At 68.6% G+C, this 14,587-nt stretch carries 15 protein-coding genes and 1 pseudogene; 9 read left to right on the plus strand and 7 right to left on the minus strand.

Features of this window, described 5'->3' with window-relative positions:
- Positions 1–69: 69 nt before the first annotated feature.
- Positions 70–3,024, minus strand: coding sequence for an ATP-binding protein (locus ACLQ3B_RS22455; protein WP_425782652.1), 2,955 nt, complete (start codon positions 3,022–3,024; stop codon positions 70–72).
- Between the two features lie 158 nt (positions 3,025–3,182).
- On the opposite strand from ACLQ3B_RS22455, the gene ACLQ3B_RS22460 reads away from it, so the two are divergent.
- The 4 genes from ACLQ3B_RS22460 to ACLQ3B_RS22475 are packed head-to-tail and all read left to right on the plus strand — an operon-like array spanning position 3,183 to position 6,656.
- On the plus strand, positions 3,183–4,079 hold the full coding sequence (locus ACLQ3B_RS22460) for an ABC transporter ATP-binding protein (protein WP_425782653.1): 897 nt from the start codon (positions 3,183–3,185) through the stop codon (positions 4,077–4,079).
- Positions 4,076–4,825, plus strand: a complete 750-nt coding sequence (locus tag ACLQ3B_RS22465; RefSeq protein ID WP_425782654.1) for an ABC transporter permease — start codon at positions 4,076–4,078, stop codon at positions 4,823–4,825. Before ACLQ3B_RS22460 ends, ACLQ3B_RS22465 begins: the two co-directional genes overlap by 4 nt.
- A 23-nt stretch (positions 4,826–4,848) precedes the next feature.
- Complete coding sequence (locus tag ACLQ3B_RS22470) at positions 4,849–6,003, plus strand: sensor histidine kinase (protein ID WP_425782655.1); 1,155 nt, start codon at positions 4,849–4,851, stop codon at positions 6,001–6,003.
- Positions 6,000–6,656, plus strand: a complete 657-nt coding sequence (locus ACLQ3B_RS22475) for a response regulator (protein ID WP_425782656.1) — start codon at positions 6,000–6,002, stop codon at positions 6,654–6,656. Before ACLQ3B_RS22470 ends, ACLQ3B_RS22475 begins: the two co-directional genes overlap by 4 nt.
- Positions 6,657–6,929: 273 nt before the next feature.
- Here the strand turns inward: ACLQ3B_RS22475 and ACLQ3B_RS22480 are convergent, their stop codons facing one another.
- Entirely contained in the window at positions 6,930–7,541 is a 612-nt protein-coding gene (locus ACLQ3B_RS22480; protein ID WP_425782657.1) for a hypothetical protein, read from the minus strand.
- A gap of 380 nt (positions 7,542–7,921) precedes the next feature.
- On the opposite strand from ACLQ3B_RS22480, the gene ACLQ3B_RS22485 reads away from it, so the two are divergent.
- On the plus strand, positions 7,922–9,124 hold the full coding sequence (locus tag ACLQ3B_RS22485; protein WP_425782888.1) for a low temperature requirement protein A: 1,203 nt from the start codon (positions 7,922–7,924) through the stop codon (positions 9,122–9,124).
- Between the two features lie 341 nt (positions 9,125–9,465).
- Here the strand turns inward: ACLQ3B_RS22485 and ACLQ3B_RS22490 are convergent.
- From ACLQ3B_RS22490 to cspE, 3 genes and pseudogenes are all read right to left on the minus strand, one after another.
- Positions 9,466–9,600 (minus strand): annotated as a pseudogene (locus tag ACLQ3B_RS22490) (SDR family NAD(P)-dependent oxidoreductase); the annotation flags it as partial.
- Positions 9,579–9,734, minus strand: coding sequence for an SDR family NAD(P)-dependent oxidoreductase (locus tag ACLQ3B_RS22495; RefSeq protein WP_425782658.1), 156 nt, complete (start codon positions 9,732–9,734; stop codon positions 9,579–9,581). The gene ACLQ3B_RS22495 and the pseudogene ACLQ3B_RS22490, both read right to left, overlap by 22 nt.
- Positions 9,735–9,970: 236 nt before the next feature.
- Positions 9,971–10,174 carry a transcription antiterminator/RNA stability regulator CspE gene (gene cspE, locus ACLQ3B_RS22500; RefSeq protein ID WP_043326981.1) on the minus strand — a complete coding sequence of 68 codons (204 nt, stop codon included), beginning with the start codon at positions 10,172–10,174 and terminating at the stop codon, positions 9,971–9,973.
- A gap of 402 nt (positions 10,175–10,576) precedes the next feature.
- Between cspE and ACLQ3B_RS22505 the strand changes: the two genes are divergently transcribed.
- Positions 10,577–10,744, plus strand: coding sequence for a hypothetical protein (locus ACLQ3B_RS22505; RefSeq protein WP_425782659.1), 168 nt, complete (start codon positions 10,577–10,579; stop codon positions 10,742–10,744).
- An 84-nt stretch (positions 10,745–10,828) separates the two neighbouring features.
- Here ACLQ3B_RS22505 and ACLQ3B_RS22510 read toward each other — a convergent pair whose 3' ends face one another.
- Positions 10,829–10,963, minus strand: coding sequence for a hypothetical protein (locus ACLQ3B_RS22510; protein ID WP_327031646.1), 135 nt, complete (start codon positions 10,961–10,963; stop codon positions 10,829–10,831).
- A gap of 266 nt (positions 10,964–11,229) precedes the next feature.
- On the opposite strand from ACLQ3B_RS22510, the gene ACLQ3B_RS22515 reads away from it, so the two are divergent.
- The 3 genes from ACLQ3B_RS22515 (at position 11,230) to ACLQ3B_RS22525 (ending at position 14,115) form a co-directional block, all read left to right on the plus strand.
- Complete coding sequence (locus ACLQ3B_RS22515; protein WP_425782660.1) at positions 11,230–11,880, plus strand: CatB-related O-acetyltransferase; 651 nt, start codon at positions 11,230–11,232, stop codon at positions 11,878–11,880.
- A 1,291-nt stretch (positions 11,881–13,171) separates the two neighbouring features.
- On the plus strand, positions 13,172–13,522 hold the full coding sequence (locus ACLQ3B_RS22520) for a hypothetical protein (RefSeq protein WP_425782661.1): 351 nt from the start codon (positions 13,172–13,174) through the stop codon (positions 13,520–13,522).
- A 50-nt stretch (positions 13,523–13,572) separates the two neighbouring features.
- Entirely contained in the window at positions 13,573–14,115 is a 543-nt protein-coding gene (locus ACLQ3B_RS22525; RefSeq protein WP_425782662.1) for a 2'-5' RNA ligase family protein, read from the plus strand.
- A gap of 53 nt (positions 14,116–14,168) precedes the next feature.
- Here the strand turns inward: ACLQ3B_RS22525 and ACLQ3B_RS22530 are convergent, their stop codons facing one another.
- Complete coding sequence (locus ACLQ3B_RS22530) at positions 14,169–14,489, minus strand: hypothetical protein (protein WP_425782663.1); 321 nt, start codon at positions 14,487–14,489, stop codon at positions 14,169–14,171.
- Positions 14,490–14,587 lie beyond the last annotated feature (98 nt).

Here is a 14,587-nt window from a genome sequence, read left to right on the forward strand (position 1 = left end):
TGGCTATGGATCATGGACTCATGCTCGGCCGGACACGTGACCTTCGCTATCCAGCGGATACGTCAATATTCACGACGCGTCGTGGAGGGAGTCCTCTTCGGCGAACACTCCGGCCTCCACCGCCTTGACCGCGAGCGCGGTCCGGGAGCTCACCTTCAACTTGCGCATCGCGGCACGCAACTGCTGATCCACTGTGGCCGGCGACTTGGCCAGGATCCGGCTGATCTCCCGGTTCGTCTTGCCGGCGACAACCAGTTGGACCACGTCGAGCTCGCGAGGTGAGAGCTGGTCGCCGTACCCGCGTCGGCCGCCGCGCCACAGTCGCGGGACCTCGGCGCCGTGTTCGCGAAGCCGCTGTGCGACGCGGTCCGCATCGCCCCGGGCTCCGAGCCTGAACAGCCGCTCGTACTGTGCCGCCAGCAGCTCTCGGCCCCGTTCGATCTGGCCCTGCGCGATGAGCGCCTCGGCTTGCTGCTCCCGGGCGAGCATGGCGTCGTAGGGGCGCGGCAACGCGCTCCAGGCGCGCGCCGCCCGATCGTATGCCGTCGCCGCGCGGGCGTGGTCTCCGGCTGCGGCGAGCAGCAGGGCACGGCACACGGTGAGCGCGGCGCGAGGCGCAGGCGCCGTACGGCCACGCAGTCCTCTGGCGAACTGGTCGCCCAGGCGTGTCGCGGTCAACAGATCGCCTGCGGCGAGGTGCGCCTCGATCCGGGCGGGGACGAGGTCTGTCGCCCAGACCCAGATGCCTTTTCTCCGGACGGTGTCCATCGGCTCGTTCGTGATCTGCAGCGCCCGGCCGCTGTTTCCGTCCGTCAGCCACAGTCGGGCCAGCGCGGCGGCGGCCTCCATCGTGTCGTCGACTGCGCCGAGACGGGCAGACTCCTCGAGGACCAGCCGGAACTGCTCCTCCGCGGCGCGCCGCCTTCCGGCTGCGGCTGCCAGCCGGGCAGCGAGGCGAATGCTGCCGAGGTAGTGCGCCGGCCGGTCCCGGTCGGCATCGGCGAGTGCCGCGCTCCGCTCCGCGAGACCCTCCCACTGGCCGGTGAGCCATGCCAGGTTGGCCTGTTCGAGTCGGACGTTGTGGTGCAACCGGGACGCCTGCTCGGCCTCGGCAAGGCGCATGGCCACGGTGAGGTGTGCCTCCGCGTCGGCGTACCGACCCCAGATCAGTGCGCCGGTCCCGACGTTTGCGTGGATGCGGGCCACGTCGAGACGCTCCGCCGCGGTCGCGCCGTCGACGGGCAGGTCGGCGACGACGTCCCAGGCCTCCTCTTCGCCGAGCATGAGCAACGCCGCGGCTCGATTGCCGGCCAGGTTCAGCCGCTCTGCGGGAGAGTCGAATTCGGCGGTGAGTTCAGCGGCGCGATCCAGCCAACGCCGATGGGTCGACGCCGGCCACGGTCCCGCATAGGCCCAGCCAAGGTAGGTCATTGCCCGAGCCGCCTCGACCGGGTCATGGTCGAGGTTGGCAACCGCCTGCTCCAGCTCGCTGAGTGCGGCCTGCGCCTCACCCCCGGTGATCAGGAGTCGACCCAGGGGGTTGCGGATATCGGCCTGCTGACCGGCGGAGAGACCGGGGGTCTCCAGCACCGAGCGCAGGGTACGGATCACGCGGTGGTAGACCTCGTCGACTTGTTCACGACGGCCCAGTGCGGCAACCCCGGCGATGCGCGCGACCCGGGCCCGATCCACCGGCGCCAGCACGGCCCACGTCAACAGATCGACAAGCAGATCGACAGCCTTGGTGTGGTCGCCCGAGGCCATGGCCAGCTCGGCACTCTGCTCGGCGTACCGCGCCCAGGACTGCGTTTCGCCCGCCTCACGGAAGTGGTGGGCAAGGCGTGCCACAGGTGGCGGTTGGAGGGGCTCCAAGGCCCGGCCGGCCAACAGGTGGAAATGCCTGCGGTCGGTCAACGGGATCGCTTCGTAGACGGCCGTGGCGGCCAGCACATGTCGGAATCGCCACCGGCCGCGGTCGTCTCCGTCCAAAACGCCGGCGCCGGCCGCCTCCGTGACAGCGCCTCGGCACGCGGCTGGTGACAGACCGGCGGCCATCGCGATCGTGGCCACCGATGACCGCTCAGCCAACGTAGCCGCGGCTCGTAACATCTGCTGCGCCGTCGGCGACAGACGGCCCACCCGCTCCCGGGTGGAGTCACGCACCGTCGGCGGCACCTGTAGTTCGCGCAGTTTCAGCCGGACCCACTGCCCGTCGCGGAAGACGAGGTCGGCGCGGTCGCACAGGAGGCGCACCGACTCCTCCACGGCCAGCGGAACCCCACCGGTCCGCTCGTGCATGAACGTCGTGAACTCCTGTGATATCGGGTTGCCGTCCAGCATCGAGGACATCAACGCTGCCGTGTCGTCGGGTCGCATGGGCGCCAGCGCGATCCTCAGCTGGGTCACTCCAGCAGGCAACCGGGACGTCAGCCGCAGCAACAGCGATCCGTCGTCCACCTCCTCCGGCCGATACGAGATCACGAGGCTGGGCCCGTGCGATTGCTGTCGGGAGGTGACGAACAGCAGGAACTCCAAGGTCACCTCGTCGGCCCAGTGAGCGTCCTCGAGCACGAGAACATCGACACGCAGAGCCCGCAGCAGTTCGTCCAGGGCGCGGAACAGGCGATGCCGTGCCGCCTTCGCATCGGCCAAGGGCGGCAGCGCGGGCGGCAGGTCCGAGGACCATTCCGGGAACAGGGGCCGTAACGCGCCCACGAGCTCGGTGAGCTGCAATCGCGACACCGGGCGGTCGATTCCACGGAAGGCGTCGACGATCGGCCCCAACGTCAGCGACTCGCGAAGCGGTGGACACACCGACACCAAGGCACTGCGCTGGCCCGGCGCGGCCAGCCACTCTCGCAGCAGTCGGCTCTTCCCGATCCCCGCTTCGCCCTCCACCAGCACGATCGCCGGTGGCCGGGCCAAGGCGCCCCGAAGCGCCGCCATCTCCCGATCACGGCCGACGAAGCGCGGCGTAGAAACGGTCGGTGAAGTCCCGTCGTCCTCGGGTGAGGGGTCGAGCATGCGTGATGATCTCGCTTTTCCCTGCTCGGGCACAAGTGCCAGCGCGGCCGGACAATGCCCTGGGTCGTCGCTCGTTGGTACCTGGGTACCACTGGCGGTCGGGAAGTGTCGACTGCGGTACCACGATCCCGGCGCTGCCCGAAATTAGCGTCGTGAGCATGATTCAAGTACGCGAAGTCACCAAGCGATACGGTGCGAAAACGGTCGTCGACCGCCTCTCGTTCACCGCGAAGCCCGGACAGGTCACCGGCTTCCTCGGCCCCAACGGCGCCGGCAAGTCGACGACGATGCGGATGATCGTCGGCCTCGACGCGCCGAGTTCCGGCGACGTGCTGGTCAACGGCAAGCCGTACGCGTCGTCGAAGGCGCCACTGCGCGAGATCGGTGTGCTGCTCGAGGCCAAGGCCGCGCACCCTGGCCGGACCGCGGTCAGCCACCTACTGGCCCTGGCCCGCACGAACGGCATCCCGCGTTCGCGCGTCGATGAGGTGCTCGACCTGGCCGGCCTCTCGGCCGTCGCCCACAAGCGGGTCGGCGCGTTCTCCCTCGGCATGGGCCAGCGGCTCGGCATCGCCGCCGCGTTGCTCGCTGACCCGGCCGTGGTGATGCTCGACGAGCCGGTCAACGGCCTCGACCCCGAGGGTGTCCTCTGGGTGCGCAACCTGCTCACCGGCCTGGCCGCCGAGGGCCGCACAGTGATGCTGTCCTCGCACCTGATGAGCGAGGTCTCGCTGATCGCGGACCACCTGGTCATCATCGGCCGGGGCAAGCTGCTGGCCGACACCACCGTGGCCGACCTCGTGACCGCCGCAGGTGTCCGGGTCGTCACTCCCGCCCCCGACGCGCTGCGCACGACGATTGCCGGCCCGGGCATCACCGTCACCTCGACCGGCGCCGAGGAACTGCTCGTCGCCGGCACCTCCGCCCGCAAGATCGGGTTGGCCGCGGCCGCCCGCGGCATTCCACTGTTCGAGCTCACCCCGCAGAACGCCTCGCTGGAAGAGGCGTTCATGGACCTGACCCGCGACGCTGTCGAATACGAGGCATCCCGATGAAGATCACCCCTGGTGGCGTCGCCGCTGCCGAATGGACCAAGTTCTCCTCGCTGCGCTCCACTTGGATCACGACCGGCATCTCCGTCTTCCTCCTGATCGCCTTCGGCATGATCGCCTCGGCTTCCTTCTCGGGCGACGACCTGACGTCGATCGACCTGGCCCTGTCCGGCAGCACCCTGGCCGCGCTGTCCGTGGGCGTGCTCGGCGCGCTGTTGGGTGCCGGCGAATACACCACAGGCATGATCCGGGCGACTCTCGCCGCGGTGCCGCGCCGGTTGCCGGTGCTGTGGTCGAAGAGCATCGTGGCCGGGACAGCCGCCTTCGTCACGATGACCGCCGGCGCGTTCGCCGCTTTCGCAGCGGGTTCGGCCGTGCTCAACGACAAGGTCGGTCCTGTAGGCCTCGGTGACGACGGCGTGTTGCGGGCCCTGTTCGGCGCCGGCCTCTATCTGGGGCTGGTCGCGGTGCTCGGCGTCGCGCTCGGCATGCTCGTCCGCTCCAGCGCCGGCGCCATCGCGATTCTGGCCAGCGTGCTGCTGATCGTGCCCGGTCTGGCCGCGCTGCTGCCGGACTCGATCTCCGAGGCCATTACCCCGTACCTGCCCAGCAACGCCGGCGGCGCCGTGATGATGCTGACTCCGGCAGACGGCGCCCTGGCGCCATGGGCCGGCCTCGCGGTCTTCGCCGGGTACGTGATCGCGACGCTCGCCGCGGCGGCGTACCGGCTCAAGACGAGCGACGCGTGAGCGCGTAGGGGGAGAATCGGCTGATGAGCACGCAGGGGTGGCTGGTGGACCGGCAGGCGCGGTTGCGGGCCTTCGACCGGCGCCACCCGTGGGTCACGGACACCCTGGTGGCCGTTCCGATCGTGCTCTTCAGCATCCCTAATCTCATCGAGAAGCCCCTGTCGGCGACGATCGCGACCCTGGCCCTGCTGCCGCCGCTGTACTGGCGGCGGCGGTACCCGTTCCCGGCGTTCCTGGCCACCGCGACCATCGAGTTGATCGAGGGATTGCTGGGCGTCGGCGTCGGCGCCGGGGTGATCCTGCTCGTGATGCTGTTCGGGGTGGCCTCCCGCGGTTCGTGGCGGGCGCTGGCCTGGTCCTCCGTGATCACCATCGCGCTGCTTGTTGCCGAGATCTACGTGATCAACCCGGTGACCGAGAATCGCATCATCACGCTGTTTCTGGTGATCGGCACGTCGGGGGCAGCCGTCGCGTCCGGCGTCGCGGTGCGCACCCGCCGGGCGTACCTCATCGCCCTCGAGGACCGCGCCGCCCGCCTGGAAGTCGAGCGGGATCAGCGGGCTCGCCTCGCCGTCGCCGAGGAGCGAGCCCGGGTGGCCCGCGAGATGCACGACATCGTCGGCCACCACGTCTCGGTGATCGTGGGCCTGGCCGACGGCGGCGCCGCGCTTGCGACCTCGCGGGCCGAGCAGACCGCCGAACCACTGCGGTTGATCGGTGACACCGGCCGGCAGGCGCTGTCCGAGCTGCGCCGGGTGCTGGGCGTGCTGCGCGAGGGAGACGCCGATCCGCAGTTGAGCCCCCAGCCCGGCATCGACGATCTCGACCGGCTGCTGCCGAGCGTACGGGCGGCCGGGCTGCCGGTCACCTACTCCACCTCGGGCGAGCTGCACACCCTCGGCAAGGGCGTGCAGCTCGCGGTCTACCGCATCGTTCAGGAAGCGCTTACCAACACCCTCAAACACGCGGGAGGCGGCGCGGCCGCGGACGTCACTCTCGCTGTCGACGGAGGTGTGGTACGGGTGCAGGTACGCGACAACGGCCTCGGCGGACCGGCGGCCCCGAGTCACGGCCTGCTCGGTATGCAGGAACGCGCTTCCATGTACGACGGGGTAGCGACCGCTGGCCCGGCCGAGCGGGGCTGGCTCGTCGACGTCATCCTCAGGGAGCCCTCATGACCACCGTGCTACTCGTGGACGACCAGCAGTTGCAACGCATGGGGTTCAAGATGCTGCTGGATGGCACCCCCGAGATGACAGTGGTTGGTGAAGCCTCGGCCGGCGCTGAGGCGGTGCGGATGGTGGAACAGACCCGCCCCGACGTGGTGTTGATGGACGTGCGCATGCCCGGCATGGACGGCATAGAGGCCACCCGCCGGATCACCGCGGCCGGTTCGCGCAGCCGCGTTCTCATGCTGACCACCTTCGATCTGGACGAATACGTCTACGCCGGACTTCGAGCCGGAGCGAGCGGTTTCCTGCTCAAAGACGCCCGGCCCGAGGAGTTGATCGCCGGTATCCGCGCCGTCGCGAGCGGAGACTCGGTGGTAGCCCCCAGCCTGACCCGCAAGCTGATGAACGCCTACCTGCAGCATCCGACGCCGACCGCGCATGCCGATCCCCGCCTGAGCGTCCTGAGCGAGCGGGAGCGAGAGGTTCTCGAAGCAATCGGTCAGGGAGCCACCAACACCGAGATCGCCGAACGCTTCACCCTCACCGAATCCACAGTGAAGAAGCATGTCGGGCGGGTCCTCGCCAAGATCGGAGCGCGAGACCGAATCCAGGCCGTGATCTTCGCGTACGACAACGGCCTGGTCCAACCACGGGCCTGAGCACCCGCTGCCACAGCTCGGCGGCAGGTCGGATCCGGCTCCCTCCCACCGGCGCCTGCCTGCGCCGCCTGCTCAATGGATGCGGTCGGCGAGGTTTCTCGCCGACTCGTCGAACGCCTCGTCGGATTCGCAGGGGCTGTGTCCCTTGACCTGTGGTGGAAAGAGGTCGCCAGCCGGAGCGACGACGCCATCCGGGTCGCGAAGTCGTCGGTCCACCGTTGCGCTCCGGCCAGGAGGCGGAACTGGTCAGCACGTGGATCCAGACCAGCGCGGTCAGGCCGAGGGTGACCGTACACAGCGCGCTGACCAACCGGTCGAGCCGAGGGCGGGAAGCCGGTGCGCCGCAAGAGTCTGGTTGGCCGCGCGGAAGACGTGGAAGGGGAGTGCCGGTCGCGCGCTGAGCCCCCACACCAGGCTGATGGCCGCAACTGGCGCAAGCGCGAGCACCGCCAGGCGCAGTCCGGCCGGACGGCCCCCGAGCCAGGAGAGCCAACTGCGTCCGGCCAGGCACTCCGGTGAGGACATGCACTTCCACGCGATCACATCCAGCGCGATCCCCACCATGCTCAGCACATACATCGCGGTCAGGGTGAGTGCCAACAACCGGCACAGCGCCTTGATCACCGGGTCGGAGCGCGCTCCGGCCGGACGCATCCAGATGGCGAGGTTGATCAGCATGAAGGGCAACAGGATCACCATCGACAGCGTTCGCAGCGCGTTGCCCGCGGGCAGGTTGTTCCAGCGGTAGGCCTCCAGCGTCACCCCGTCCGCCTCGCCGCCCTCGGGGTTACCCGGTCGGGGCCGGTAGAACCCGCCCCGGCGGTCACCCGCCACCTGTTGCAAGTGCGATCGGTCCAGCAGGTCGTCCGGGCCAATGGCGGACACCCCGTGCACCCGCAGCTGCACGACGCCGTCAGGCCCAGCGCGCCCGCCCGCCTCTCGCTGATCCATCCGGTACCGGCCCCCCGGCGTGTCCGCGGCTCACACCGACCCGCTCGGCTGATCCGAGGGCGCCCGCACGGCGCAGCGGGCGTACCCCAGGAAGGGAGAAGCAACCGTGAGCTGTGGGTGGTGGGTGGGTCCGCCCGCCGTCAGCGCGGAATCACCGCCGATTACAGGGTGACGGACGCGCGCACCGAGAAGGAAGGGATCGCGACGACTACCGAAAGGTGAGGCCCGCGGGCATTCTTCGGGATTCGACTCGACGACTTGTCCGGCGTGGTACCAATACTCGGACAGGCGAAGCCGGCAGAAGTGGGCGGCCCATGTCGACAAGGGCAGCAGCGCTGCTTCGAAAGCCGGGGCAACCGCAGCGACCCAGTCTGCTGGAACTCTTCTTCGACCTGGTGTTCGTTTTTGCTCTCAATCGGGTCTCACAGCGGTTGGTCGAGGAGCTCACCGAGGGGCGGGTCGTCCTCGCCGAGGCCGGCGAGACGCTGCTGTTGCTGCTGGCCTTCATGGTGCTGTGGTTCGTCACGGCGTGGGTCACCGACCTCTACGATCTGCAGCGGCCGCAGCTCCAACTGCTGGTCTACACGGCCATGCTCGGCGCGCTGGTGATGGCGGTCGCGGTGCCGCAGGCGTTCGGTGACAGAGGTCTGGCGTTCGCTGGCGCGTACGTCGCGGTCCACATCACTCGTGGGCTGATCATCGTGCCGATGCTGCGTGGCCACGAAGCCCAGCGTCGGGCGGCTGGGGTGTTCTTCTGGTTCACGTTGTCGGCCGTGCCGTGGATCGCTGGAGCGATCGTGACGGATCTGGCCCGCGGACTGTTGTGGACGCTCGCGATCGCCATCGACTGCGTGGCCCTGCTGCTGTTCTATCCCTCGCCGTGGTCCCGTCCCACCCAACAGCAGTGGCCAGTCCTGGCCGAGTATCTGTCCGAGCGCTACCGACAATTCTTCATCATTGCTCTCGGCGAACTGATTTTGACGACCGGCTCGGCCTACAGCGACACCTCCTTCCGGCACGTCGGCCCCGCGGCAGCCTTCGCGGTCGCATTCATTACCACCGTCCTGCTGTTCCGCGTCTACCTCTTCAGGGCGGGTCAGCTGTTGCCCGAAGCGATCAGAGTTGTCGCCAACCCCTCGCACCTCATTCGGCAGGCGTTCCTCGCGCACGTTCTCATGGTGGCCGGCACCGTCGCCGTCGCCGTCGGATACGAAATCGTGATCGAACACCCTTTCGGGCACACCAACGCCGCATGGATTCTCGTTGTCCTCGGCGGACCGATGCTGTTCCTGATCGGGCGAGCCCTGGTGGAACACGCGGTGTTCGACCGGGTGTCCCATTCCCGGATCATCGGCGCGATCGCGCTCGCCGCCGCCTCGCCAATCATGATCTTGCTGCCGCCGTTGGCCGTGGCCGTCACCGCCGTGGTCATCCTCGCCGGCATCGCCGCCACCGACGCCGCCCACGCCCGGGGAGGACCGCCCGAACGTCCGCACCCGGCCCATTCCCGACGGTGAACGCAGACACGACAGGGCCTGCGCGAACGCCGCCGGAGGCGCCCTGGATCACAGGACAACGCGTCGATGTCCCCTGAGGCGACCCCGTTGCGGACAACGCCGTGTGGCAGTGGACCTGCAACAACACCGCCGCCAAGTGGGTCTTGCGCGCCTGGTGGACAGGCCGCCGCCTGACCAACCGAGCGGATGATCGGGCGGCGGCCTGTGCCGAGGCGCGGGATCGCGAACGGCTTCGGGTCATAGAAGTCCGAGATCGGCCGTTCACCGGGCGCGGCTGGCTCGTGGATCAGTTTGGTCGAGACGACCCCGGGGTGGATGGCGTTCACCCGGATGTTGTCCCGGCCCAGCTCGAGTGCGGCGCTCAGCGTCAAGCCCCGGATCGCCCGCTTGCTCGCGACGTAGGAGGCGTAGAGGGCGGTGCCGCCGTACGCCATCGTCGAACCGATGTTCACGATCACGCCGCCGGCTCGCCGCATCGCCGCATCGCCGGAGTGACGGCCTTGATGCCGAGGAGCTGCCCGGTCACGTTGATCGCGAAGGTGCGGTCCCAGAGGGCCAGGTCGGTGAACTCGATCGTGGTGGCGGGATTCTGGACGCCGGCGTTGTTCACCAGGATCGTCAGCTTGCCGAAGGTTTGCTCGGCCGCGGCGACGGCGGTTGTCCAGTCGTCTTAACGGGCGACGTCCAGGCGGACCGCGAGGGCACGTTCGCCCAGTTCCGCGGCGAGTTCCCTGGCCTTGCTCAGGCCTCCCGCGGTGCTGCCGATGACGAGGTGCCGTGGTGAGCGCATGAAACGCCAAACGGCGGCCCGCTGAATCAGTCGGGCCGCCGTTCGCAGAGTGTGGATCAGAGCGGGCGGATGTTCTCCGCCTGCGGGCCCTTCTGGCCCTGGGTGACGTCGAACTCCACCTTCTGGTTCTCGTCGAGGCTGCGGAAGCCACTCGCCGAGATCGCGGAGAAGTGGGCGAAGACGTCGGCGCCGCCGTCGTCCGGGCTGATGAAGCCGAAGCCCTTGTCGGCGTTGAACCACTTCACGGTGCCAGTAGTCATGTCTGCTCCTCGCAGGCTGTTAGAGACCGCACTGTGCGGACCCTTACGCCGCTGCGTTGATCACCCGCGTCGAAACGACACGAAAACGAAAAAGCGCCTGGGTGGGTTTCTGATACCCCATCAGGCGCTGAAAAACGTCTACGGAAATCAAAACTGCAACGAGGTTACCGTAGCACACATGATCCGTTGGCGATCCCATGCAGGTGGGCGGAGCTGGTCACGTGTCTGCGTCGTTGATGCCGCGCCTGGCCACGGGGGCACTTGACGGTCACGTGCGCTTGGCGATCTCACCTGCGACGTCCACGGCGATCTCGATCGTCCGTGCCGCGAGTGGAGAGTGGGTGCGATTCGCTGCTATGTGGCTGACCGGCGGGTCATCGAGGTGATGCCAGCGAGGTCAGCATGGCGCTCTCCCCGTGGGAGCCCAACAACCTGCTGGCCAATCTCGACGCCAAGGCTGCCGAGCAGGTACGCACCTGCCTACGCGCCACCCTCGACGCCCACGACACCGACGGCGGCGTGTACTTCGACTCACGTGCCTGGATCGTCACGGCTCGCCGCCGTCAGTGAACACCGCGGCGGCAGGTGGGGATCGACGATCGTCAGCCCCCACCTTCATCGCCGCATTCGGACAATCGAGCGATGCTGCCGGCGTCAGCGCCCGGTGGGCACGATGTTCGAGGAATGCCCGTTCTGCTCGTCGCGCTTCAGGCGCTTCGCAGTCTGCTTCTCCTTGATCGTCTTGCCCTTCTTCTTGACGTTCGCCTTGCTCGTCGAGTCCTTGGACATGATCGAACCTCCTGGAGCAGGTCGGTGAACGTGCAGCGTGGTACTCGCCTGATCGCGGCGTGCAGGTGACGGAGACCCGCGGCGTACGCGAAGTCCGTCATTGCACGCCGACCCTACGCTGTTCCAGCCATAGCCGACGTTGGGAAAGTGCATCACCGGTGGTGGGGGAGTGGCGTGCGGCGGGATCGTCGGCCCGCGTGCGGTGGTAGCGTGCGGCAAGGTTGTTCGATCTTGGTTTCGCCTCTTCAGCGGCCCGAGAGGAGATCATGGTGACAGGTGTTCCGGCCGATCCGGGCGTGCTGCATCCGATGCCCGAACAGCCGCGCGTGGTGCTCCTGAAACCGCTGGTCACCTCGCCGCTGATCGAGGTTGGGGAGTTCACCTACTACGACGACCCGGATGATCCCACCGCCTTCGAGACCCGCAACGTGCTGTACCACTACGGGCCGGAGAAGCTGATCATCGGGAAGTTCTGCGCGCTGGGCGAGGGCGTGCGGTTCATCATGAACGGCGCCAACCACCGCATGGACGGCCCGTCGACCTTCCCGTTCCCGATCATGGGTGGTTCCTGGGTCGAACACTTCGATCTCATCACCAACCTGCCCGGACGCGGTGACACAGTGGTTGGCAACGACGTGTGGTTCGGATACCAAGCCATGGTGATGCCCGGCGGCCAGATCGGCAGCGGAGCGGTCATCGCTGCCGGGTCCGTCGTCGTCGACGACGTCCCCGACTACGGCATCGTCGGCGGCAACCCAGCCAGGCTCATCCGCCACCGCTACAGCGAGGAGGACGTCGCCCGCCTTCTGGCGCTTGCCTGGTGGGACTGGCCACCTCAGGACATCACCGAGCACCTGCGCACGATCATGTCCGGCAGCATCGACGATCTCGAGGCCGTGGCGCCCAAGCATCGGTGAGGGCAGCCTCGCGCTGAGGGACGATCGAAACTCAACCTCGGTGCAGAACACGAACGCGATCCCGAGCTGCGAGGGCCTGGTCAGGTCGGCCGTAGGATCTGACAGTGGCCGATGTGATTGACGCAGACCGTCGAAGTCCGGCATCCGGGACCAGTTGGACGAGGTTGTTCGTCAGCCACTGTCAGTACGACGTGTCCGCCGCGCCGGGCGTGTCCGGCATGGGGATCTACACCCTCGGCGACGACCTCGTACACGTCGTCGGGCCGTCTGAGCTCACAGGCATCTGCGGCATTCACACCGGCTGGATCGAAACACACGTCCGTGTCCTGCCCGGTCCGCCGGGGGAGACCGACAGGGGCTGGGACGCGATCAGTGAGGCAACCCTCTGGAGCCCCAGCGGCAGGCTGTCGGTCATCGGCCTGATGGGTGACACCGCAGAGGCCCTCACCGACATCGCTGTCCCGCGCGGCCTGATCCGGGTGCGGGTGCACGCGCGCGACCGCCTGCACGAGAGCGTACGCACCGACGACGACCCGCCCGAGCGGCACGAGCTGCACATCTGGGCGGTGCCCGAGGAGACACCATGGCGCACCGTGCTGGCCGACCCGGGGGGCCGAGACTGGGAGCAGAAGCCGACGAAGGCCGCCGAGTGGGGGATGCTGTCGCTGGTTCCGCGTCCGTCTGGTCGTTCGGCGATCCTGCCGCCGCCTGACCGGTACGAGGACGAGGCCGATCTGTCCCGGGTGGCGGTGGTCCGCCACCGGCCCGCGCCGGTCGAGGTCCCGGCGGGTGTGCTGCCCGCCGGCGACCTTGAGGTCCGGCTCAAGCGGGTCGACGACGAGACACTGCTGTGGTCGTGGTCCACCGCCGACGAACCGATCTTTCCTCATCCGCTGGCCACGCTGCCGGACGACGAGCCGAGTACCGTACGGCTGACGTCTGGCCCCGACGGCTTCACGGTGCGCCACGAAGGGGTGCTGGGCCGGCACGCCTTCGCCCTCGGCCTGATCTGGGACCATCTGCTCGACGCCGCCGGTTCGTACCCGTGGGTGGAGACCTTGCGTGGGCAGGCCGCCGAGGCGACCGCGCTGGCCGAAAAGTCCCGCCGCCTGCGGGCCGAGCGTGACGCCGAGCAGTGGGGAGGCGCGCCGCCGTCGGACCGTGTCCGCGGGCTCCTTGGTCAGGCGCGGTCCCTGGCCCGCATCGACCGCCGGCTGCTCGACCGCATCGACGCGCTGCCTGCCGCCCGCCAGCACGAGGCAGCCCGCTGGGCGGCCCGGCGCGCGATGCGGTGGCCGGGCTGGAGCAGATCGGGTGGATCGCCGACGCGCTCGCCACCGCCGAGGCCGGCCGCCCACTGCCCCGCTCCTTCACCGAACAGGGCGGCGCCGCCGCGTTCAACCGGCTCCTGTCCGACCCCGAGGTGCCCCACACCACCGTCACGCTGCACGTGGGTTCGAGAGCATTCGGCACACGTCTCGTCACCGAGGCGCTCCAGCAGGCCGCCGCGTTCCCCGCACTTGTCGCCCTGGCTAATGAGGATCCGTTGGCCGCGGCGATCGACGCCATCTACAACGCGGCGATTGCCCACGGTGACGACCGTGACCGCTTCCTCACCGACGCCCACATCGCCTTGCGCTGAGCCTGGAGCCCGGTGCGCCCCCGGTCGACGTCGCGATCTAGGCTCGGATCATGGGTGCGGTACTTCGTCAAAGTGGCCTGATACTCGAGGTTCCCGAGGCCGAAGCCGCAGTGGGACGGCACCGTGACGTGCTCGACGCCAACGCCCGGCTAGGGGTCCCGGCCCACGTCACCGTGCTGTTCCCGTTCGTGCCTCCCGCTCAGATCGACCGGGTGGTCATAGCTGAGCTTCGGCGGATCTTCGCCAACACCGCGGCGTTCGACTTTCGGCTGACCCGCACCGCATGGTTTGGCGACGAGGTCCTGTGGCTCGCGCCGGAGGATCCCCAGCCCTTCCGCATCCTCACAGAGCTCGTGCACTCAGCATTCCCGGACTTCCCGCCGTTCGAAGGGCAGTTCGACGACGTCGTGCCTCACCTGACAGTGGCGCACGGCTGCGACCTGGAGGACATGCGAGCTGCGGAACGGGCCCTCGAACAGCACCTGCCCATCGTGGGACGTGCCCGGAAGATGACGCTCATCGCTCAGGCCGATGACAGCGGCACGTGGATCAGGCAGAGCACCTTTCCGTTGGCGGAGCCGGGCAGGAGTTGAGCGTCCGGCGCAGGTGCCGCCGTCGCTCACTGCCCGAACAGGACGGCTGCCTGTCAGGGGCGACGCCAGAAGACATCCCGGAGGATGGCATTGCCCACACGTCTGTCGGTGACCCAGGTGGCAAGCCTGTGTTCAAACGGAATGCCGGAGCGGTAGAACAGCACCACGGCCGGCGCGAGTGTCACGCACCCGGCGGCCCAGGCGGCCATGAAGACCGAGTCTGGCAACGCGGGCACATTCGGCGCCCCGGAGGCGATGCCCCAGACAACCACCGGCAGCAGCACGAGGTTGGCCGTGCGGGCCAGCCAGATCCCGGCGCGGTACATCGAACTTCTGCGCATGTCCAGCAGGGCATCACTCGCGACCAGCGACATGCGGCCCATCGTAGAGCGAGCGCGCCTCGTCCAGTCGCCAGCGGAACGGCGTGACCGCGGAGCATGAGGCGTGCGTCGGCACCTGGGTTGGCCGCGAA

It is taken from the genome of Micromonospora sp. DT53 (assembly GCF_049841535.1).
GTDB lineage: Bacteria > Actinomycetota > Actinomycetes > Mycobacteriales > Micromonosporaceae > Micromonospora.